A 20,892-nucleotide genomic window follows, 5' to 3' on the forward strand; every position below is an offset into this window, starting at 1 on the left:
TTGGTTTTGGATCTGGAGTTGGTTTTGGATCTACTTCTTTCTCATACTCATAGATAACATGAGTTGTACCTTCTTTTAACTGACCTGTTTCTGGTGCAGATGTTGAAGAAACACCAACTAGATTGTATTTTTGACCATCTACAGTGATAGAAGACGGACGCTCATCTGCGTTTTCAGCAGCATTATAGGTCACAAGATTTCCATCAGATCCATAAATAGTAGTTAATGGTGTGTCTTTATAAGTTTCCTTGATAGATTGATTTGTTCCTTTGATCACATAATCCACCACTACATCTCCATAGTGAAGCGTAGAAACATCCTGGTCAGCCATATCTTCAAATTCTGAAGCATAGTATTTAACAGCAGGATTGTATTTCAAATTAAAAATTTTAACATAATTAAAGAAGGTCTCAGGATTAATATTAACATCATGAGGAATAGTTTTCCAGTCACCGTTATTTGGTGTGATATAAGTAGTTGGGTTTGAAACTGACCTAATTAGATGGTCATTCTGAACATAAGTATCATCTACTAAACTTGGATTAGCTAGGGCACCGTAAGTCAATTTCCCATTGTTGTCTTGATAATATGGTTGAATTTGATGATATTCTTCTAGACTTTGGCAACCTTCTTCATATGAACCAATCCCACCTTCTTGAGAACATTTCCAAGCAAATCTCACGTCGATTGGTAAGTACTTGATCTTCTTAGCTTCCTCCAAGGGTACGGTCACAGATACTCGAAGAGCTGTTGATCTAAATGTTTTTGAACTAACAGCATATGTACTAACTCTATCATTATAAAATTCATTATAATTGTCTAGAACACTGCCATTATAATCATCATATCCCTTCATATTAACAACGGAAGGTTTCTTACCAGCTGCTAGTTCCTCAGCAGTTGGAACAATCGCCTCTCCATCAGTAGACTCAGCATATTCATTGTACGAAAGCTCTTTCATTGGAACATTGACATCTACAGGATTTCCATTGGCATCACGTGTTCCGATCAAAGTGAAATCAGCTTTTGCCCCTGAAATTTCAGGAATACGGATACGAATGTCACGGACTGTTTGGCCACGATCACTTGAGTGCATTCCTTTGAAGGATACAGTGTAATTGTAGACTACACTTTTACCATCTTCACTAAAATGTGCTGGAAGTCCTTCAACATTGACGTAACCACCTTCATCAATGATATTGCTACCATCTGGTTCCCAACTAGCGCCTGGGACAGAGTCTGTTAAAGTCCCAGAAGGAGAGGTTGAATCTTCTTTCCCGCCAGTTGTAGCTTCGCTATTAGTTGAGATTTCTTCAGTTTTTGGTGAGGAAGCATTGGCACCCTCTTCGCCTGATTTTAGTGAGGTGTCACTAGTAGGGTCTGGTGCAACCCTATTGTCCCCTAAAGACGTGTTCTCAGCATCAGTTGAATTAGTAATACCTGGTGTCACTGAAACATTTGCTGGTTCGCTATTAGTTTCATCAGCTTGAACCACTGACTGTGATACCAGATTTAGAACAAAAACAGACATTGTGATAATGCCAAATTTAGTGAGTTTTTTCATTCACTTTTTCTCCTTATATGAAAGGGATCATGCATAAGCAAAATCCTATTCATAGATATTATTTTCACATACATTATACTATGTAAGCGCTTTGTTTGCAAGCAATTTCCTAATAAATTAAGAATTCTTTCATATTTTATTGAAAAAACGCGTAAAATCCACAAATAATCTATCATAAAATATAGAAAAAACCGAATTAAGACTCTTTTATTCAATATTTTCTTTCAATTTCTCAACAAAGAGATAGGCTACTGGACAGGTTAAAGTGTTTTTGATCATCAGATTATTAATTTGATAGATTTTTTAACGATCTGTATGTGAGAACTCATGACAGGATTTGGAACGGATATCATAGATAGATCAGAGATTGTCACCTCCTAAAAATGGACAGGGCATAGATTTGAAGATCTTAACCCCATCCTCGTCTACCCGCAAAAACTCTGATTTTTTTCACGGCGGAAAATTTCGGTATATTCTTAATCAAATTTAAAAGTTAGATCTTATGTTGATTTCTTTACAAAATCGCTTAACATATTTTACTTAAAAATTATTTTTTTAAAATTCTAAAGGAAGTTGAAGTCCCTTTAATTTTTGCTGTGAAGATGATATAATCATACGAGTGAAATCAATGAAAGAGAGTCAAGCATGAGTATTTTAGAGGTGAAAAATTTAAGCCACGGCTTTGGAGACCGGGCTATTTTTGAGGATGTGTCTTTCCGCTTGTTAAAGGGAGAGCATATCGGTTTGGTTGGAGCCAATGGTGAAGGGAAATCCACCTTCATGAGCATCGTGACTGGTAAAATGCAACCTGATGAAGGGAAGGTTGAGTGGTCTAAGTATGTGACGGCAGGTTACCTGGATCAGCATTCGGTCTTAGAAGAGGGACAAACAGTTCGCGATGTCTTACGGACCGCTTTTGATGAGTTGTTCACAGCTGAAGCTCGCATCAATGACCTCTATATGGCCATGGCGGAAGAGGGAGCCGATGTCGATGCTCTGATGGAAGAAGTTGGAGAACTCCAAGAGCGTCTAGAAAGTCGTGATTTTTATACCTTGGATGCCAAGATCGATGAAGTGGCGCGTGCTCTTGGGGTCATGGACTTTGGGATGGACACGGATGTAACCTCCTTGTCAGGTGGGCAACGGACCAAAGTCCTCTTGGCCAAACTCTTACTTGAGAAACCAGATATCCTTCTCTTGGACGAGCCAACCAACTACTTGGATGCAGAGCACATCGATTGGCTTAAGCGCTACTTGCAGAATTATGAAAATGCCTTTGTCCTCATTTCCCACGATATTCCTTTCTTGAATGATGTGATCAACATCGTCTACCATGTGGAAAATCAACAGTTAACCCGCTATTCCGGAGACTACTACCAATTCCTCGAAGTCTATGAAATGAAGAAATCGCAATTGGAAGCGGCTTATGAGCGCCAGCAAAAAGAGATTGCTGATTTGAAAGATTTCGTAGCCCGCAATAAGGCGCGTGTGGCTACACGGAATATGGCCATGTCTCGTCAGAAAAAGCTGGACAAGATGGAACTCATTGAGTTGCAAAGTGAGAAACCAAAGCCATCCTTTGAATTTAAAAATGCCCGTACTCCTGGACGTTTTATCTTCCAGGCCAAGGATCTCCAGATTGGCTATGATCGTCCTTTGACCAAGCCTTTAAACCTAACCTTTGAACGCAATCAAAAGGTAGCCATCACCGGAGCTAACGGGATCGGGAAAACCACTCTCTTGAAGAGCTTGCTGGGGATTATCCCACCGATCGCTGGAGAAGTCGAGCGGGGAGATTACCTAGAGCTTGGCTATTTCGAGCAAGAGGTCGAAGGGGGCAATCGCCAGACACCTCTTGAAGCAGTCTGGAATGCATTTCCGGCTCTCAACCAAGCTGAAGTTCGTGCCGCACTAGCCCGTTGTGGTTTGACCACCAAACATATCGAGAGCCAAATCCAGGTGTTATCCGGTGGGGAGCAAGCCAAGGTACGCTTCTGTCTCTTGATGAATCGTGAAAACAATGTCTTGGTACTGGACGAGCCGACCAACCACTTGGATGTGGATGCCAAAGAAGAATTGAAACGGGCTCTGAAAGAGTACAAGGGATCGATTCTCATGGTTTGCCACGAACCAGACTTCTATGAAGGCTGGATGGACCAAATCTGGGACTTTAATGAATTGACGTAAAGACAAAAAGAGAAACTTGTCTCGCTTTTTAGAATGAAGAAATTTTGTTGTTTACATAAGGCGGCACAACTAATTCAAAAAATCTAAATGATTCTATTTTTACATTTAGTCAAGTAATGACCGAAACATTCCGCAGTGAGAAAAGTGCCTGAAACAGATTTGTTTCAGGCACACGGAATTATTGAGAGTAAAACAGTTTGGGAAACTGTTTTAGCGTGAGCCCAGAAATTAAAAAGCGAAGGGGCTCAATGCGAATTGAACACGGGCTGCGGATTGTGTCAAAAAGATAAGTTTTCCTTGAACCAAAAGATTCTGTGTCAAACTTCCTATTTTGACCTTATCCGCAGACGCCCTTTGTATCTTGATTTAGTCATGGAACTTCGCAGAAGTTCGCTGACGTCCGTACTCACCTAAGGAAAGTTTCTAAGAAAAATTTACATTTGATAGAAAAAGAGAACCGTTTGGTTCTCTTTTCATTATTTCTTGAAATTATAGTCTTTTAAGATCTCGATTTTTTCAATCTTGATGTCTGTTTTTGGTTTGTCCTTATCATCAGTTTCGGCAGAGGCGATTTTATCGACCACATCCATGCCATCGATCACTTGGCCAAAGACAGTGTAGTTACCACCATCGAGGGTTGGATTTCCACCATTTTTATAAGCATCGATGATCTTAGCTGGGAAGCGGTCAGTTGGGAGTTTACTTGAAATATCATCCTTATTTTGGTTGATATAGAATTGACTACCATTGGTATCTGGACCAGAATTGGCCATGGCAAGGGCTCCACGAAGGTTGTAAAGGTATGGAGAATACTCATTCTCAAAACCAGTACCTGAATCTTTGGATTTGTCTTTGCCCTTCCAGATAGATTCGCCACCCGTACCGTCTCCTTTAGGATCCCCAGTTTGGATCATAAAGTTGTTAATAACACGGTGGAAAAGCAAGCCATTGTAGTAGCCTTCTTTTGCATGGGTCAAGAAGTTTTCAACTGCAAGGGGCGCATATTTAGGGAAGAGCTTCACAGTGATATCGCCTTCAGTTGTTGTGATTTTAACCTCTGCTTCGTCTTCAGCCACATCAGTTGAAAGTTGTGGGAAGACGGCATTTTCATTGGTCATGGCATCGTTAAAATCTTTGCGCAGTTGTTCTAATTTCTTTTGTTCTTGTTCAATTTTCTTTTGATCTTTTTCACTAGAGCTAGAAGTTGCTGTCTGCTCTGTCTTTTCTTTGCTTGAACTTGAAGAGTTAGCATCAGTCTTATTAGACGAACAAGCTGTCAAAGCCAAGCCGGAAAATAATAGTAGTGCGATTAATTTTTTCATATTCTTCCTTTCCAACATAGTTGTCTTTCTCTATTGTACCTTAATTTTGCGATACTTTCAAATCTGGATAAAATTTAAGGTGAAAACACTATTCTGAAAATTTGCAGAAAATAGATGAAAGTAATTCCGAATTCCTGTATAATAGGATGACTACAGGAGAACGATCATCAAAAAATGAAATCATCACATTTTGCGAGAGCCCTTTGGTTTGGTATCCTAGGTGCTCTCTTTTTTGCATTTACCTTTATTTTTAATCGAAGTATGAACCTGGCAGGTGGTTCCTGGATGTGGAGTGCTAGTTTGCGCTACCTTTTTAGTTTGCCCATGATGGCTGTTTTAGTCTGGCAGAAAGGCGAATTAAAGGGTGTCTTGTCAGCGATTGCACGAGCCCCGTGGACTTGGCTGCTATGGAGTACGGTTGGCTTTGGTCTCTTTTATGCTCCTTTATCGATGGCTTCTATCTATGGAGAATCATGGTTTGTGGCTGCAACCTGGCAGATTACGATTTTAGCGGGTCTCCTTCTGACCCCACTTTTTGGCCAAAAGATTCCAAGAAAACAGTTAGGAATGACTTTGCTGATTTTGTTAGGAATCGTATTGATTCAAATTCCATATTTTGGACGAGGTCTCGGAGAAGGTGTGGTGCGAGCTAGTATCTTAATTTTGATCGCTGCTTTTTCATATCCATTGGGAAATCGCAAGATGCTGGTTCATTGTAAAGAAGAACAATTATCAACGACCCAACGGGTCTTTGGGATGACCTTAATGAGTGTTCCTTTTTGGTTGCTCTTATCCGTCTTTGCAGGACTTGATGCAGGCTTGCCATCAGGTGGACAAATTCTCCAATCCTTGATCGTAGCTGTATTTTCCGGAGTCATCGCGACCATGCTCTTTTTCGAAGCAACCAACTTGGTGAAACACAACCATCAGCAGTTAGCCGTTGTTGAAGCTACCCAGGCCGGCGAGGTCCTCTTCACCCTATTTGGAGGCTGTCTCTTTCTGGGAGATCAGATCCCAACCCTACTAGGATTTTTAGGGGTCTTCATTGTGATCATCGGTATAGTAGGAAATAGTCTGCTGACTTCTTCAGAATAGATAGTGGTAGAAAAGTAGAACTTAAAAGATGATATTGCGGTTCAGTCTATCAATGCTAACGCCCACAAGGGTGTTTTCTTTTTGGACTAAATCACTAATTAAGAAGAAAGTTGCGTAGAGATGGAAAATTCGGTATGATGGGAGATAAGTTGATTTGGTGGGATATGAACGAATTCCCTCAAAAATCGTATCATGAATGGGGAGCCCCAGATGAACATTAAGAGAGGTATAAAATGGATAGAAATAAGAGTTTGATCTATATGATGCGTTTTGCTGGTAAAGAGTATTACCTAGATAAGATAAGAATGAGACTTTATGTGAACCATCAAAAAAAGCCTGTCAGATTTGATCGATGGACTTTTGGTCTAGGAGCGATCATTGGCTTTTTCATTCTAGTTCCCCATTGGGTCCATTCCATTTCTGTAGTTTACAAAACTATCTTGCTTGGATTGGGCTGGTTGTTGGTTGCTACACTGATCAGACGTATGATGACCATGGAACAAGATCCAAATTTTGAAGAGTTTCATATTGAGACGCTGGACAAGCGAGCGGAGTTTCTTTTAAGAATGAAATCAAAGCTTTATCGTAAACTGTGGATTGGACTGGTCTTTCTGTATGCCAGCATCTTTCATGCAGTTCATTACATCATGACCAATCTTCCAGGAAGCTATGGTATGAGTCTGATGATGTTCTATGGAGTCTATCTCTGCTTAGGTCAATCCCATATTCTATCTCAGATGAAGATCTTTAAAGAGCTAACAAAAACAATTGCGTAGATAAGGACCAGATTTGTACTTAAGATGTGCTGACTTCATATGAATTAAAGAGTGGGAAAGATTTATTTTACTTGTTAAAGGGGAGAAGGTTGACACTTTATCAATCAGCAAGAATCAAGGATGATGAACCAGATATGAATAAAAGCATAATCTTTCAAGAAGCGAAAATTTAATTGTTCCAATGAATTAGAAGCCGTTTCAAATAAATATTTCTGATTCTAAGGTTGCTAAATTATATCCTGAAGTAGAAAAGATATAAACTATTTAAATCAAATTTGTTTCCGTCCAAACAATACAATGAACGCAAATTGTGTGATAAAATCACTCATTAGTTTGCGCTGAAAGGTCAAGAAAATATGGAACTTTATGTTAGAGACGAAACAAGAGGGGATAAAACACAAATTTATTCTTATGACGAGTTTGTAGCGTGGATAAAGTTCCATCGGAAGAATGAATCATCAGCTAAACAAAGTCAAGTTTTTATAGATCAATCAGATACTGGGGAATGGGCAGAGCTTCCTCACGATAGTCTTTATTTTCTTGCTCGTCATTCGGTTTTAAAGACGTTCGTAGACTTACCATAAGCGTTTTTCAAACAGCTAGGGATGTTTATCTTTTGGAAATCATTCTGGGTCTATTTGCTTCATTAAAATTTTCCCGATCTTCGCTTACAATACCTACCGATCAAAATGGGGCTAGGACTGGTTTCTAGCTTTATTTTTTTCAGTTTTATTCTGTACATGTTCGGAAATGATTTTACTAGAGAACTGGCTTGGAATTGTGATATAATAAAGGTTATGGCAAACAATAATCAATCAAAAAAAACACGGTCGACGAGACGACTGTCCAAAGCAGAATTAGAAAGAAAAAAAGCGATTCATCGCATGATTGCGACCATTCTCATTAGTCTGGTTTTAGTCTTTGCAGCCTTGAAATTGGGGGCAGTAGGGGTCTTGGCCTACAACTTAATCCGACTGTTTGTTGGGAGTTTGGCTTACTTGGCTATTTTAGCGACCTTTTTCTACCTCTATGCCTTTAAATGGCTGGACAAACACGAAGGGGTTATTTCAGGATTCCTAAGCTTCTTTGCTGGGGTTCTCTTGATGTTTCAGGCCTTCTTTGTATCCTCCCTTCATTTAGACAATAATGGAATCAAGGTCACCTTTTCAAGAATCATGGCAGACTTGATTCATCTGCGAGTGGAGAGCTTTGCCGGTGGTGGTATGATCGGTGCCCTTCTTTATGCCCCGATTTCCTTCCTGTTTTCAAATATTGGCTCTTATTTTATTGGCCTTCTCTTTATTGGATTGGGGATCCTCTTGATGAGTCCTTACTCCATCTATGATTTGTTTGAAAAGGGATCGGAAGCCTTCCACGCTTCTATGGAAAAACGCAAAGAACGTCGCGAGCAAAAATTCCTTGAACAGGAAGCGAGAGCTGCTGAGGAAGCTGCTGCAGCTGAACGAGAGCAAGAAGAAGCAAGTGCAGTTCTTCCAACTCCCCTTTCAATGGAAGGGCATCCTGTAGACCCTGAAACGGGAGAGGTGCTGGCGGAAGAGCCGTTCACAGAGGCCTTCCCAGAAGCCGAAATTTTCGCACCAGCAACACCAGAGATCTACCTGCCAGATGAAGAATGGCCTGAAGAGCCTGAAGCATACGAAGAGCTTCCGGAAGCCGAAGAATTCGAGGACGATGGGGAAGAAGTTCAAGTGGATTTCACACCTAAGGAACTCCTCCAGTACAAGCTTCCAACCATTGATCTCTTCGCACCTGACAAGCCCAAAAATCAATCCAAAGAGAAAAACATCGTTCGCCAGAACATCCGCATTTTAGAAGAGACCTTTGCAAGCTTCAATATCAAGGCGACAGTGGAGCGGGCAGAGATCGGTCCTTCTGTCACCAAGTATGAAGTCAAGCCAGCTGTTGGTGTGCGGGTCAACCGCATCTCTAACCTAGCAGATGATTTGGCCTTGGCCCTAGCAGCCAAGGATGTGCGGATTGAAGCACCGATTCCAGGGAAGTCTCTGGTCGGGATTGAAGTGCCCAACTCAGAGATTGCGACGGTTTCCTTCCGTGAATTGTGGGAGCAGTCCAAAACAGATCCAGCTAAACTCCTTGAGATTCCTCTTGGGAAGGCTGTAGATGGTTCAGCTCGGACCTTTGATTTGGCTCGGATGCCCCACCTCTTGGTAGCGGGTTCTACTGGATCTGGTAAGTCAGTAGCGGTCAATGGGATTATTTCGAGTATCTTGATGAAGGCTCGTCCAGACGAAGTCAAATTTATGATGGTCGATCCAAAAATGGTGGAGCTTTCTGTCTACAATGATATTCCTCACCTCTTGATTCCAGTGGTGACCAACCCACGCAAGGCCAGTCGAGCTCTGCAGAAGGTCGTTGATGAGATGGAAAATCGCTACGAGCTCTTCTCAAAAGTAGGCGCTAGGAATATTGCTGGCTTTAATGCCAAGGTGGCTGAGTACAATGCCCAGTCTGAGATGAAGCAAGTGCCCCTTCCATTGATCGTGGTCATTGTCGATGAGCTGGCAGACTTGATGATGGTCGCAAGTAAAGAAGTGGAAGATGCCATTATTCGCCTTGGACAAAAGGCGCGTGCGGCGGGGATCCACATGATCCTTGCAACCCAACGGCCATCGGTTGACGTTATCTCAGGTTTGATCAAGGCCAATGTGCCTTCCCGTGTCGCTTTTGCGGTATCATCTGGAACCGACTCACGGACCATCTTGGATGAAAATGGGGCAGAAAAATTGCTTGGTCGTGGGGACATGCTCTTTAAACCGATCGATGAAAACCACCCAATTCGTCTGCAAGGATCCTTTATCTCAGATGACGATGTGGAGCGGATTGTCAACTTTGTCAAAGAGCAGGCAGAAGCCGATTATGATGATGCCTTTGATCCAGGAGAAGTATCGGAGTCGGACTTTGATGGAGGTATGGGTGGCTCAGACGAGGGTGATCCTCTCTTTGAAGAGGCCAAAGTGCTCGTCATCGAGACCCAAAAAGCCAGTGCTTCGATGATCCAGCGTCGTTTATCGGTTGGTTTTAACCGGGCGACTCGCCTCATGGAAGAGTTGGAAGCAGCGGGTGTGATTGGACCAGCTGAAGGAACCAAGCCTCGAAAAGTATTGCAACAATCATAAGGATAGGGAAAAAGGGCATATGCTCCACTCCCTTTTCTTTTTATAGAAAATAGAAAGTAGGACCAGATGAAGTTAGACACGATTCATCATATTGCCATCATTGGACGGGATCGCGACGCTATGTTGCACTTTTATGTGGACCAGTTGGGCTTTGCGATTGTCAGTGAGTATGACCGTCCAGAACGCGGAGATATCTTGATCAATCTCCGCCAGGGGCAGCTGACTTTAGAACTCTTTATCAAACCGACGGCCCCAGAACGGCCTAAGCTCCCCTTGCCCGAGCATGCGGGACTGCGTCATCTGGCCTTTCAAGTGGACGATGTAGAGACCTATCTAGCCAGATTGGATCAGCTAGGTATAGAGAATACAGGCCTTCGCTATGATGATTTTGATGGCAAGAAGATGGCATTTTTCTTCGATCCAGAAGGATTGCCCTTGGAAATACATGAGTGAGGAAAGCAATGGTTAGATTAGAAGGACTCAGTCAGGAAGAAGTAGCGAAAAAGATCCAAGAGGGCAAGCAAAATAAGGTCACGATTAAGACAGAAAAAAGTATTGGGCAGATCATTCGAGACAATGTCTTTACTTACTTTAATCTGATTTTCCTGGTCTTAGCGGTCTTGCTGGTAGCAGTGAAGTCTTGGAACAATCTCTTGTTTGTCCCGGTCGTCGTGGTCAACTCCTTGGTAGGAATTGTGCAGGAAGTCCGCTCTCGACGGATCTTACGTCAGATGCAATTTCTACATATGAGTGAGGCGATTGTTCTTCGCGAAGGAAAAGAAGTCACTCTACCGATCGATCAGCTGGTAGAGGGCGATCTGGTTCGCTTTCAAGCTGGAGATCAGATCTATGCGGATGGGGTCTTGCTGGAGGGGGATCTAAAAGTCGATGAGTCGCAATTGACCGGTGAAGCCGATGAGGTCAAAAAAGGAGCGCAAGACGCGCTCATGTCAGGTAGTTTTGTGATCGCTGGTCAAGGACTGGCGCGATTGGAAAAAGTTGGGAATGACTCCTACATCAACCAGCTGAGCCTCGAAGCCAAGCAGGTCAAGTCTCATGAGGAGTCTGACATGGTCCATGCAGTCAATCGTATTGTGGGGATCATTGGTCTTCTCATCATTCCGCTAGGTTCTCTCCTTTTTCTTCGCAGCTATATCAGCCTAGGCGATAGTCTCAAGCTCAGTGTGACTTCAACAGTCGGGGCCTTGATCGGGATGATTCCGGAAGGCTTGTATCTCTTGATGACCTTGGCACTGGCTCTGGGTGCTGTCAGATTAGCCAAGGAAAAGGTCCTGCTCAATAGCATGAAGGGAATTGAGACCTTATCGCGCGTGGATATCCTTTGTGTCGATAAGACGGGGACCATTACAGAGCCGGGTATGGAAGTAACAGAGATTCGTTCAGTTAAAGACGCTCAAGACTTGGAAGCTCTAGCTCAGTATGTAGAGGCTAGTATGGATCAAAACGATACCATGGATGCCATCCGAAAATTTCATAAGACACCAGTCAGCCAGCCTTGGAAGGCTAAAGACATTCAGCCCTTTACGTCTAAGAAAAAGTATGGGGCCATTGCCTTTGAATCTGGGATCTATGTATTAGGTGCACCAGAATTTGTTTTACGAGAGGGCTTCTCTGAGCTTGAACAGGAGATAGCTCCTGCTACTCAGGCTGGCAATCGGGTCTTGGCCTTTGGGAAATATCGGGGGGATCACCTGGGAGAGACTTTAGAGGCTCCTGTAGACTTGGTAGCCTGGATTATTCTCTCCAATCCTTTGAGAAAAAATGCCAAAGAAACCTTCGCCTACTTCAAACAACAAGGAGTGACCATTAAGGTCATTTCAGGGGACAACCCAGCAACGGTCTCAGCTATTGCACAAAAAGCAGGCATTGAAGGAGCAGAGGATCTAATCGATGCCAGAACCTTACTGACGGAAGAAGACTTGCACCAGGCGGCGAGCCAATATACGGTCTTTGGACGAGTGACACCAGAGCAAAAGAAAAGCCTTGTAGAAGGCTTGCAGGCAAAGGGGCATAAAGTCGCCATGACTGGAGATGGAGTCAACGATATTCTGGCCCTCAAAACAGCGGATTGTAGTATTGCGATGGAATCTGGAAACGATGCGACCAAAAAGATGGCGCAAGTAGTCTTGCTAGATTCCGACTTTGGGAAGATGCCGTCCATCGTGGCAGAAGGGCGGCGGGTGGTCAATAATATTCAACGATCAGCCAGTCTCTTTTTGATCAAGAATATCTTTTCCATTTTGTTGGCCATCTCAGTGACGCTCTTAGCCTTTACCTATCCCATCATGCCGTCGCAGATGTCTTTGATCAGTGGTTTTACAATTGGGATCCCAGGATTCTTCCTAGCACTGGAGCCCAATAGCGAGCGCATCAAAGGGCGCTTTATCGAAACGGTCTTTAAAAATGCGCTACCTGCTGCCTTGACGGATTTTATACTGATCTTTAGTTTGGTTTTGCTCTCTTCAGCATTTGGCATGAGGTCGGAAGAGCTCTCAAGTGCAGCCATCTGCTTGATGGCCTTCGTCGGCTTTACCATCATCTATCAAGAATCCCAGCCTCTCAATCACTACAAGAGACTGGTTCTTCTAGGAAATATCCTAGCCTTCTTGGTTTCAAGCAGTATCCTAGGGAAATTCTTTAACATGAGCCCCTTGAGGCTTCAAACGCTACTGATCTGCGCCATCATGGCAGCTCTAGCTCTCATCTTGATTCAAGTCTTTAAGAAACTAGTGGGCTGGTTCTTTCATCGGAAGAAATAAAAGAAAAGGCAACTCTTACAGATAGAGTTGTCTCAGATTGAAGAAAAAGAAAATTTGGAAACTTTCCTTAGGTGAGTACGGACGTCAGCGACCTTCCACGAAGTTCCATGACTTAGTTTTGAACCTAAAGTTTCAAAACTCCCGAGTGCTAGAAACAATCGTGTTTCTAGCACTTTTCTCACGTCGGAAAGTTTCAGTAAATATTTGGAGAATTTAAACTTAAAATGACTTCAGTCTATGCAGTATCATCAGGGTTATTTATAAAAAAGACAACTCTTAAAGATAGAGTTGTCTTTTGGTATTAGATAAACAAACTAGCGGTTAGGATCAGATAGAGGAAGAAGGTAACCAGAAATCCAGCGCGCCAGAAGTATTTGATAAATTTCGGATAATAAAAACTCTTTTTCTTTTTTAAGAAATAAACCGTTAGTCCCAAGGCCAAAAGCGAAAGACTCAAGGCTAGCAGCGGTAAGAGGCTGTGGTAAAAGGCGCTGTCTGAGATCAGGTAGTACTCCAAAGCAAATAAAGGAAAGGCAATATCGGTGGATCGCCATCCTCTTTTTTGGAGTTTAAAGAGGTGAACAATGATGCCGCTCAGAATCAGCGTTAAAAAAATAAATAATACAGAAGCAACTTTGATTAACATAGCTTCATTCTATCATAAAACGAAAAAAAAGTTTACTATATTTTAATTTTTTCTTGCAAAAAATGAGAAATCGTGTATAATAGAAAGGTATGCACAACGCATACTTGTGGGAGGTAAAAATCTGTAATTACCGCCAAAACCACAAAGGAGGATTTAAGAAATGGCTAAAAAAGTCGAAAAACTTGTAAAATTGCAAATCCCTGCTGGTAAAGCTACTCCAGCTCCACCGGTTGGTCCAGCGCTTGGTCAAGCAGGTATCAACATCATGGGATTCACTAAAGAGTTTAACGCTCGTACAGCTGATCAAGCTGGTATGATCATCCCAGTTGTTATCACTGTTTATGAAGACAAATCATTCGATTTCGTTACAAAAACACCACCAGCTGCTGTTCTTTTGAAAAAAGCTGCAGGTGTTGAAAAAGGTTCAGGTACACCGAACAAAACGAAAGTTGCAACTGTAACTCGTGCACAAGTACAACAAATCGCTGAAACTAAGATGCCAGATTTGAACGCTGCAAACATTGAGTCTGCAATGCGTATGATCGAAGGTACTGCTCGTTCTATGGGATTCACTGTTACTGACTAATTGTAACAATCCTATTTGCCCGCAATACACTTGATCAAATGACGAGTGACGTGGGAGATGAAAATCGATATGACCACATTACAAGGAGAAAGATAAAATGGCTAAAAAAAGCAAACAACTTCGTGCTGCTCTTGAAAAAATCGACAGCACAAAAGTCTACAGCGTAGAAGAAGCTGTAGCTCTTGCAAAAGAAACTAACTTTGCAAAATTTGACGCAACTGTAGAAGTTGCTTACAACTTGAACATCGACGTGAAAAAAGCTGACCAACAAATCCGTGGTGCAATGGTATTGCCAAACGGAACTGGTAAAACAGCTCGCGTACTTGTATTTGCACGTGGTGCAAAAGCTGAAGAAGCAAAAGCTGCTGGTGCAGACTTCGTAGGTGAAGATGACCTTGTTGCGAAAATCAACGATGGTTGGTTGGACTTCGACGTTGTTATCGCTACACCTGACATGATGGCTCTTGTTGGACGTCTTGGACGTGTCCTTGGACCACGTAACTTGATGCCAAACCCTAAAACTGGTACAGTAACAATGGATGTTGCGAAAGCAGTTGAAGAGTCTAAAGGTGGTAAAATCACTTACCGTGCTGATAAAGCAGGTATCGTTCAAGCAATCATCGGTAAAGTTTCATTCGATGATACTAAATTGGTTGAAAACTTTAAAGCTTTCAACGACACAATCCAAAAAGCAAAACCAGCTACAGCTAAAGGTACTTACGTAACTAGCTTGACTTTGACTACAACTCAAGGTCCTGGTATCAAAGTGGATGTTAACTCACTTTAATTGAAATGAAAAGCTGCCTTCGGGTAGCTTTTTTTGTACTCCATTTTTATTTGCTACAGTTGGTAAAACTAATCGGGTGGAAAATAGAAATTTTTGATGGATATGACTATATAAAAAGCGTAATTTATGGTAAAATAATACAGATCAAAAAAGGAGAGAGAAAATGGTAGAACCTAAGTATAAACGTATCTTAATCAAGCTATCTGGTGAAGCCCTTGCTGGCGAACGTGGTGTCGGAATCGATATCAAAACTGTCCAAAATATGGCTCAAGAAATCAAGGAAGTTCATGAACTTGGAATTGAAATTGCCTTGGTGATTGGAGGGGGAAACCTTTGGCGTGGAGAACCTGCTGCTGAAGCAGGGATGGATCGTGTCCAAGCAGACTACACAGGTATGCTAGGTACTGTCATGAACGCCCTTGTGATGGCTGATTCGCTTCAACAAGTTGGCGTGGATACCCGTGTTCAAACTGCGATTGCTATGCAACAAGTTGCAGAACCATATATCCGTGGTCGTGCCCTTCGTCACCTTGAAAAAGATCGGATCGTGATCTTTGGTGCAGGGATCGGTTCTCCTTACTTCTCAACAGATACGACTGCAGCCCTTCGTGCAGCTGAGATTGAAGCAGATGCCATTCTCATGGCCAAAAATGGGGTCGATGGTGTTTACAATGCCGATCCGAAAAAAGATGCTTCAGCTGTGAAATTTGAGGAATTGACTCACCGCGATGTGATCAACAAAGGTCTTCGCATCATGGACTCAACAGCCTCTACTCTCTCCATGGACAACGACATTGACTTGGTTGTCTTTAATATGAATGAACCAGGCAATATCAAACGCGTTGTCTTTGGTGAAAATATCGGTACAACCGTATCGAATAACGTAGAAAAATAATAGAAAATAGAGGAAGATTATGGCAAACCCAATCGTAGAAAAAGCAAAAGAAAGAATGACCCAGTCTCACCAAAGTTTGGGACGTGAATTTGGTAGCATCCGTGCTGGACGTGCAAATGCAAGTCTTTTGGATCGTATTTTCGTAGAATACTACGGAGTAGAGACACCATTGAACCAATTGGCATCTATCACCATTCCAGAAGCGCGTGTCTTGTTGATCACACCATTTGATAAATCATCTTTGAAAGACATCGAGCATAGCATCAATGCATCTGACCTTGGCATCACTCCAGCCAACGATGGATCTGTTATCCGCTTGGTTATCCCAGCTTTGACAGAAGAAACTCGTCGTGACTTGGCAAAAGAAGTGAAAAAAGTGGGTGAAAATGCTAAAGTAGCGATCCGTAACATCCGTCGTGATGCTATGGATGAAGCGAAGAAACAAGAAAAAGCAAAAGAAATCACAGAAGATGAATTGAAAGGTCTTGAAAAAGAGATCCAAAAAGTTACGGATGACGCTGTTAAGCATGTAGATGAAATGACAGCTCATAAAGAAAAAGAATTGATGGAAGTTTAATCCATCCCAACCATTACAGGAAAGAAAGACTCAGTTGGCACTGCTGGCTGGGTTTTATTTCCATTATTCTTGTGAAGAAGCAAGAGGAAAGAAGGAAACATGAATACGAATCTAGCAAGCTACATCATGGGAATGGTCATTGATGAAAATGATCACTTCTATTTTGTTCAAAAAGATGGCCAGACCTACGCACTTGATAAAGCAGAAGGCCCACACAAAGTCGGGGAAAGTGTCAAGGGCTTTGCCTATACCGATATGAAGCAAAAACTCCGACTCACGACACTTGAAGTTACTGCAACTCAAGAAAGCTTTGGCTGGGGAACGGTCACGGAAGTGCGCAAGGATTTGGGAGTCTTCGTGGATACAGGACTTCCAGATAAGCAGATTGTTGTCTCACTAGATATCCTACCGGAGATCAAAGATCTATGGCCTAAAAAGGGCGATCGTCTCTATATTCGCTTAGAAGTTGATAAGAAAGATCGGATTTGGGGGATCTTAGCCTACCAGGAAGATTTCCAGCGTTTGGCTCGTCCAGCTTACAACAATATGCAAAACCAAAACTGGCCAGCCATTGTCTACCGCTTGAAATTGTCTGGAACCTTTGTTTACCTTCCAGAGAACAATATGCTGGGCTTTATCCACCCAAGTGAGCGCTATGCAGAACCTCGTTTGGGAGAGGTCGTAAATGCTCGCGTTATTGGTTTTCGTGAGGTGGACCGGACCTTGAATCTATCTTTGAAGCCACGCTCCTTTGAAATGTTGGAAAACGATGCCCAAATGATTTTGACCTATTTGGAAGCTAATGGAGGCTTTATGACCTTAAATGATAAATCCTCTCCAGAAGAGATCAAGGCAACTTTGGGGATTTCAAAAGGCCAGTTCAAAAAGGCCTTGGGTGGCTTGATGAAGGCAAAAAAGATCAAGCAAGACCAGTTTGGAACAGAGTTGATCTAAGAGGAGACTTATGCGAAAATCATTTTATACTTGGTTGATGACGGAGCGCAATCCTAAAAGCAATGCTCCTAAAGCCATTCTAGCAGATCTTGCTTTTCACGAGTCTGCTTTTCCCAAGCATACAGATGACTTCGACGAGGTCAGTCGCTATCTAGAAGAGCATGCCAGCTTTTCCTTTAATCTTGGCGATTTTGATGCGATTTGGGAAGAATACCAAGCCCACTAGAGAAGGATAGGTCGAGGATGGTTTTTTCTCGGCCTCTTTGTTATAATAATAGAAAAATACAGGTAGAGAGGTTCTTTATTTGCAAGAACATTCAGTTGAAATTACATTAACGCATCCAGACGATCTCTTTCATTTGTTTGGATCTAACGAACGCCATCTTCGTTTGATGGAGCAAGAATTTGGGGTAACTATTCACGCCCGGACAGAAATCGTCCAAATTATTGGGGAAGAAGAAACCTGCGAGCAGGTTCGTCAAGTCATTCAGGCTCTTTTGGTCCTCGTCAACCGTGGCATGACCATTGGAACGCCGGATGTGGTGACCGCCATTACCATGGTGAGAAATGGTGAATTGGATAAGTTCATCGCTCTCTATGAAGAAGAGATTATCAAGGATAGTTACGGCAAGCCCATTCGGGTTAAAACGCTTGGTCAAAAGATCTATGTGGATAGTGTCAAGAACCATGATGTCACCTTTGGGATTGGACCAGCGGGGACTGGGAAAACCTTCCTAGCAGTGACCTTAGCCGTGACTGCCCTCAAGCGTGGTCAGGTCAAGCGGATCATTTTGACGCGTCCTGCTGTAGAAGCTGGAGAGAGCCTTGGTTTCCTACCAGGGGATCTTAAAGAAAAAGTAGACCCTTATCTACGTCCGGTCTATGATGCTCTTTACCAGATTTTAGGGAAAGACCAAACCACTCGGATGATGGAGCGGGAGATTATCGAGATTGCGCCTTTGGCTTATATGCGGGGGCGGACCTTGGACGATGCCTTTGTCATCCTCGATGAAGCGCAAAATACCACCATCATGCAGATGAAGATGTTTTTGACCCGTCTTGGTTTTAACTCTAAGATGATTGTCAATGGAGATACTAGCCAGATTGACCTTCCTCGAAATGTCAAATCCGGCTTGATTGATGCTCAGGAGAAATTGAAGAACATTTCTCAAATTGACTTTGTGCATTTCTCTGCCAAGGATGTCGTTCGCCATCCAGTAGTAGCAGAGATTATTCGGGCCTATGAGCCCATTCCAAATCCAGTCCTCAAAGAAAAACCGGATGTGGAAGAAGAAGAATAAAAGAAAAGGCAAAGATCATCAGATCTTTGCCTTTTTTATGTTAGAAATTAAACCAATTCATCGATTGGTGTGAAGTCGCGCTCTAAACCAGTAGCAACGGGTTGGCTTGTGATATGGCCTTGGTAAGTAGTGACACCTTGGCGCAAGCCTTCATCGAGGGCAATTGCCTTGTGGAAACCATTGTCAGCTAGGGATTCAACATAAGGAAGGGTCACATTGGTAAGGGCGATAGTAGAGGTACGTGCGACAGCCCCTGGGATATTGGCAACGGCATAGTGGAGCACGCCATGTTTTTCGTAAACTGGCTCCGTATGCGTTGTGACACGGTCTGCTGTTTCAATAACCCCACCTTGGTCCACAGCTACGTCCACGATGACTGAACCGGGACGCATTTGTTTAACCATATCGTCTGTCACTAATTTAGGAGCTTTAGCACCAGGAATCAAGACAGCACCGATGACAACATCGGCATCACGGACGCTGGCTTCAATGTTAAATGGATTGGACATAAGGGTTTGGATTTGGTGACCAAAGACATCTTCCAGAACAGCTAAACGTTTAGCGCTGATATCTAAGATGGTCACTTGGGCGCCGAGTCCAAGTGCGATCCGAGCTGCGTGGGTTCCAACGACCCCGCCTCCGATGATGGTGACTTTTCCTTTGGGAACACCTGGCACCCCACCTAGGAGAACACCAGCCCCACCTTCTTGTTTGGTCAGGAAGTGAGCACCGATTTGCACGGCCATACGTCCAGCAACCTCACTCATTGGCACCAAGAGTGGCAACTGTCCATCTAAGTCACGAACGGTTTCGTAGGCCACCCCAGTTGTTTTAGCTGCGACCATAGCGTCCGCTAATTCTGGTGCAGCGGCCATATGCAAGTAAGTGAAGAGCAAGAGGTCTTCGCGAAGGAAGCCATATTCTTCAGCGAGGGGTTCTTTGACTTTGACCACCATCTCAGCGGCCCAAGCTTCTGTAGCAGTCGCAACAATGGTTGCCCCTTGCTTCGTGTAATCTTCATCCGCAAAGCCAGAACCAAGTCCAGCATTTGTTTCCACCAAAACGTGATGACCTTTCTTCACCAAGCTTTGTACGCCTGCAGGTGTCAAACCGACCCGATTTTCGTTGTTTTTAATTTCTTTAGGAATTCCAATAAGCATTATTTTCTCCTTGCTCAGATTTAGGTGTAAAAAGGTCATTGGTGTGAGATGGCTCTCTTGACTCAATGACCTTTTCACTCCTTATCTGATTGTTTTGATTGATTTTATTGTATAGAAAAGTGGGTTAAAAAGCAAGAAAAATTTGAGCTTGCCTTACTTTATGTTATTTGTTAAACTAATCCCTAAAGAAGGAGAGTCAAATGGAAAATTTATATGTGAAGTTAGCGGCTTATCGTGAAGTGGAGACAGAGCGTTTGCACTTGCGTCCGGTCACTCTTGATGATGCACCAGCTATGTTTGAGTATGCTTCTGATGAGACAGTTACGCGCTATACCTTTTCAACCAATCAAAGTCTTGAAGAGACGCGTAATAATATTGCCCTCTTTTACCTAGCGAGCCCACTTGGAAGATGGGGGATCGAGCTCAAAGAGAATGGAAAATTTATCGGGACGATTGATTTACTGGATTTGGATCTTTGTCTGAAGAAGGGGAGTATCGGCTATGTTCTGAATAAAGACTATTGGAACCAGGGTCTTGCGACAGAGGCTACCAAGGCAGTCATTGCCTTGGCTTTTGAACAGTTAGGGATGAACAAGCTAATTGCTGTTCATGATCAGGACAACCCAGCTTCTGGACGGGTGATGGCCAAATCAGGGATGAAATATTCTCACGAGGAGCCCTACGCGATGCTAGACCTGCATGAAGAAGGGAGAATGGTAACGAGAGTTCATTATGTCCTCACTAAGGAAGAATATTTGTCAGAAAAATGAGTCAGGATATTGACAAAAGACCTATCTCCATGATATAGTAGATAGGTACTGCTGGTTTAGCTCAGTCGGTAGAGCGCATCCATGGTAAGGATGAGGTCGCCGGTTCAATCCCGGCAACTAGCATAGCAGAAGAGAGAAGCTTAGAGAAGATCTAGGCTTCTTTTTTTGCGAGTCCATCTTAAAAATTTTGCTTTTTTCAATAATTTTCAAAAAAGCGTTGACAAGCAAGGAAATCCGTGGTAAAGTTAGAACAACAAAGAGAAAGGAGAAAACCATCATGAACAAAGTAGATGTTTTGATGACACAATTGAATACACAGCTTCTCCAATCTCAG

17 protein-coding genes, 1 tRNA gene and 3 pseudogenes are annotated in these 20,892 nt (G+C 42.8%); 16 read left to right on the forward strand and 5 right to left on the reverse strand.

What is annotated here, in order from left to right; all coding sequences use genetic code 11:
* On the reverse strand, window positions 1-1,564 hold a 1,564-nt coding region (locus HMPREF2904_RS08005; RefSeq protein WP_070661719.1), incomplete at its 3' end, for a peptidase.
* A 207-nt stretch (window positions 1,565-1,771) separates the two neighbouring features.
* A pseudogene (locus HMPREF2904_RS11160) lies at window positions 1,772-2,002 on the reverse strand (YkgJ family cysteine cluster protein); the annotation flags it as partial.
* A 207-nt stretch (window positions 2,003-2,209) separates the two neighbouring features.
* Between HMPREF2904_RS11160 and HMPREF2904_RS08010 the strand changes: the two are divergent.
* Window positions 2,210-3,751, forward strand: coding sequence for an ABC-F family ATP-binding cassette domain-containing protein (locus HMPREF2904_RS08010; RefSeq protein ID WP_070661721.1), 1,542 nt, complete (start codon window positions 2,210-2,212; stop codon window positions 3,749-3,751).
* 476 nt (window positions 3,752-4,227) lie between these two features.
* Here HMPREF2904_RS08010 and HMPREF2904_RS08015 read toward each other — a convergent pair whose 3' ends face one another.
* Window positions 4,228-5,073, reverse strand: coding sequence for a peptidylprolyl isomerase (locus tag HMPREF2904_RS08015; protein WP_070661723.1), 846 nt, complete (start codon window positions 5,071-5,073; stop codon window positions 4,228-4,230).
* A 174-nt stretch (window positions 5,074-5,247) separates the two neighbouring features.
* On the opposite strand from HMPREF2904_RS08015, the gene HMPREF2904_RS08020 reads away from it, so the two are divergent.
* The 6 genes and pseudogenes from HMPREF2904_RS08020 (at window position 5,248) to HMPREF2904_RS08045 (ending at window position 12,882) form a co-directional block, all read left to right on the forward strand.
* Entirely contained in the window at window positions 5,248-6,168 is a 921-nt protein-coding gene (locus HMPREF2904_RS08020) for a DMT family transporter (protein ID WP_070661726.1), read from the forward strand.
* Between the two features lie 233 nt (window positions 6,169-6,401).
* Complete coding sequence (locus HMPREF2904_RS08025) at window positions 6,402-6,944, forward strand: hypothetical protein (protein WP_070661729.1); 543 nt, start codon at window positions 6,402-6,404, stop codon at window positions 6,942-6,944.
* Window positions 6,945-7,741: 797 nt separating this feature from the next.
* Window positions 7,742-8,498, forward strand: a pseudogene (locus tag HMPREF2904_RS12145) (DNA translocase FtsK); the annotation flags it as partial.
* A gap of 149 nt (window positions 8,499-8,647) precedes the next feature.
* A pseudogene (locus HMPREF2904_RS12150) lies at window positions 8,648-10,102 on the forward strand (DNA translocase FtsK); the annotation flags it as partial.
* Window positions 10,103-10,168: 66 nt separating this feature from the next.
* Window positions 10,169-10,555, forward strand: a complete 387-nt coding sequence (locus tag HMPREF2904_RS08040) for an SMU1112c/YaeR family gloxylase I-like metalloprotein (protein ID WP_021153652.1) — start codon at window positions 10,169-10,171, stop codon at window positions 10,553-10,555.
* An 8-nt stretch (window positions 10,556-10,563) separates the two neighbouring features.
* Window positions 10,564-12,882, forward strand: a complete 2,319-nt coding sequence (locus HMPREF2904_RS08045; RefSeq protein ID WP_070661739.1) for an HAD-IC family P-type ATPase — start codon at window positions 10,564-10,566, stop codon at window positions 12,880-12,882.
* Between the two features lie 301 nt (window positions 12,883-13,183).
* Here the strand turns inward: HMPREF2904_RS08045 and HMPREF2904_RS08050 are convergent, their stop codons facing one another.
* Window positions 13,184-13,528: a DUF3397 family protein gene (locus HMPREF2904_RS08050; protein ID WP_070661742.1), complete on the reverse strand. Its 345-nt coding sequence runs from the start codon at window positions 13,526-13,528 to the stop codon at window positions 13,184-13,186.
* Window positions 13,529-13,688: 160 nt separating this feature from the next.
* Between HMPREF2904_RS08050 and rplK the strand changes: the two genes are divergently transcribed.
* The 7 genes from rplK to HMPREF2904_RS08085 all read left to right on the forward strand — a co-directional run bounded on the left by rplK (window position 13,689) and on the right by HMPREF2904_RS08085 (window position 18,628).
* Complete coding sequence (gene rplK / locus HMPREF2904_RS08055) at window positions 13,689-14,114, forward strand: 50S ribosomal protein L11 (protein ID WP_003005369.1); 426 nt, start codon at window positions 13,689-13,691, stop codon at window positions 14,112-14,114.
* Window positions 14,115-14,211: 97 nt separating this feature from the next.
* On the forward strand, window positions 14,212-14,901 hold the full coding sequence (rplA, locus tag HMPREF2904_RS08060; protein WP_003005355.1) for a 50S ribosomal protein L1: 690 nt from the start codon (window positions 14,212-14,214) through the stop codon (window positions 14,899-14,901).
* Window positions 14,902-15,064: 163 nt separating this feature from the next.
* Window positions 15,065-15,796 (forward strand): UMP kinase, encoded by a 732-nt coding sequence (gene pyrH / locus HMPREF2904_RS08065; protein ID WP_003005706.1) that lies wholly within the window; start codon window positions 15,065-15,067, stop codon window positions 15,794-15,796.
* 19 nt (window positions 15,797-15,815) lie between these two features.
* Window positions 15,816-16,373: a ribosome recycling factor gene (gene frr / locus HMPREF2904_RS08070; protein WP_003005165.1), complete on the forward strand. Its 558-nt coding sequence runs from the start codon at window positions 15,816-15,818 to the stop codon at window positions 16,371-16,373.
* Between the two features lie 99 nt (window positions 16,374-16,472).
* Window positions 16,473-17,327 (forward strand): RNA-binding virulence regulatory protein CvfB, encoded by an 855-nt coding sequence (gene cvfB / locus HMPREF2904_RS08075; RefSeq protein ID WP_070661744.1) that lies wholly within the window; start codon window positions 16,473-16,475, stop codon window positions 17,325-17,327.
* Between the two features lie 10 nt (window positions 17,328-17,337).
* On the forward strand, window positions 17,338-17,553 hold the full coding sequence (locus tag HMPREF2904_RS08080; protein ID WP_003005127.1) for a YozE family protein: 216 nt from the start codon (window positions 17,338-17,340) through the stop codon (window positions 17,551-17,553).
* Window positions 17,554-17,632: 79 nt separating this feature from the next.
* Window positions 17,633-18,628: a PhoH family protein gene (locus HMPREF2904_RS08085; protein ID WP_049490841.1), complete on the forward strand. Its 996-nt coding sequence runs from the start codon at window positions 17,633-17,635 to the stop codon at window positions 18,626-18,628.
* A 47-nt stretch (window positions 18,629-18,675) separates the two neighbouring features.
* On the opposite strand, the gene ald is transcribed toward HMPREF2904_RS08085, so the two are convergent.
* Complete coding sequence (ald, locus tag HMPREF2904_RS08090) at window positions 18,676-19,788, reverse strand: alanine dehydrogenase (RefSeq protein ID WP_070661747.1); 1,113 nt, start codon at window positions 19,786-19,788, stop codon at window positions 18,676-18,678.
* Between the two features lie 200 nt (window positions 19,789-19,988).
* On the opposite strand from ald, the gene HMPREF2904_RS08095 reads away from it, so the two are divergent.
* Window positions 19,989-20,558 carry a GNAT family N-acetyltransferase gene (locus HMPREF2904_RS08095; RefSeq protein ID WP_070661750.1) on the forward strand — a complete coding sequence of 190 codons (570 nt, stop codon included), beginning with the start codon at window positions 19,989-19,991 and terminating at the stop codon, window positions 20,556-20,558.
* 50 nt (window positions 20,559-20,608) lie between these two features.
* Window positions 20,609-20,681: transfer RNA gene (locus tag HMPREF2904_RS08100), tRNA-Thr, on the forward strand.
* Window positions 20,682-20,892 lie beyond the last annotated feature (211 nt).

It is taken from the genome of Streptococcus sp. HMSC072G04 (genome assembly GCF_001813295.1).
Lineage (GTDB): Bacteria > Bacillota > Bacilli > Lactobacillales > Streptococcaceae > Streptococcus.

Excerpts from the sequence above, each read along its gene's own strand:
- HMPREF2904_RS08010 (WP_070661721.1), top strand. The coding sequence starts at position 2,210 with ATGAGTATTTTAGAGGTGAAAAATTTAAGCCACGGCTTTGGAGACCGG.
- HMPREF2904_RS08015 (WP_070661723.1), bottom strand. The coding sequence starts at position 5,073 with ATGAAAAAATTAATCGCACTACTATTATTTTCCGGCTTGGCTTTGACA.
- HMPREF2904_RS08020 (WP_070661726.1), top strand. The coding sequence starts at position 5,248 with ATGAAATCATCACATTTTGCGAGAGCCCTTTGGTTTGGTATCCTAGGT.
- HMPREF2904_RS08025 (WP_070661729.1), top strand. The coding sequence starts at position 6,402 with ATGGATAGAAATAAGAGTTTGATCTATATGATGCGTTTTGCTGGTAAA.
- HMPREF2904_RS08040 (WP_021153652.1), top strand. The coding sequence starts at position 10,169 with ATGAAGTTAGACACGATTCATCATATTGCCATCATTGGACGGGATCGC.
- HMPREF2904_RS08045 (WP_070661739.1), top strand. The coding sequence starts at position 10,564 with ATGGTTAGATTAGAAGGACTCAGTCAGGAAGAAGTAGCGAAAAAGATC.
- HMPREF2904_RS08050 (WP_070661742.1), bottom strand. The coding sequence starts at position 13,528 with ATGTTAATCAAAGTTGCTTCTGTATTATTTATTTTTTTAACGCTGATT.
- rplK (WP_003005369.1), top strand. The coding sequence starts at position 13,689 with ATGGCTAAAAAAGTCGAAAAACTTGTAAAATTGCAAATCCCTGCTGGT.
- rplA (WP_003005355.1), top strand. The coding sequence starts at position 14,212 with ATGGCTAAAAAAAGCAAACAACTTCGTGCTGCTCTTGAAAAAATCGAC.
- pyrH (WP_003005706.1), top strand. The coding sequence starts at position 15,065 with ATGGTAGAACCTAAGTATAAACGTATCTTAATCAAGCTATCTGGTGAA.
- frr (WP_003005165.1), top strand. The coding sequence starts at position 15,816 with ATGGCAAACCCAATCGTAGAAAAAGCAAAAGAAAGAATGACCCAGTCT.
- cvfB (WP_070661744.1), top strand. The coding sequence starts at position 16,473 with ATGAATACGAATCTAGCAAGCTACATCATGGGAATGGTCATTGATGAA.
- HMPREF2904_RS08080 (WP_003005127.1), top strand. The coding sequence starts at position 17,338 with ATGCGAAAATCATTTTATACTTGGTTGATGACGGAGCGCAATCCTAAA.
- ald (WP_070661747.1), bottom strand. The coding sequence starts at position 19,788 with ATGCTTATTGGAATTCCTAAAGAAATTAAAAACAACGAAAATCGGGTC.
- HMPREF2904_RS08095 (WP_070661750.1), top strand. The coding sequence starts at position 19,989 with ATGGAAAATTTATATGTGAAGTTAGCGGCTTATCGTGAAGTGGAGACA.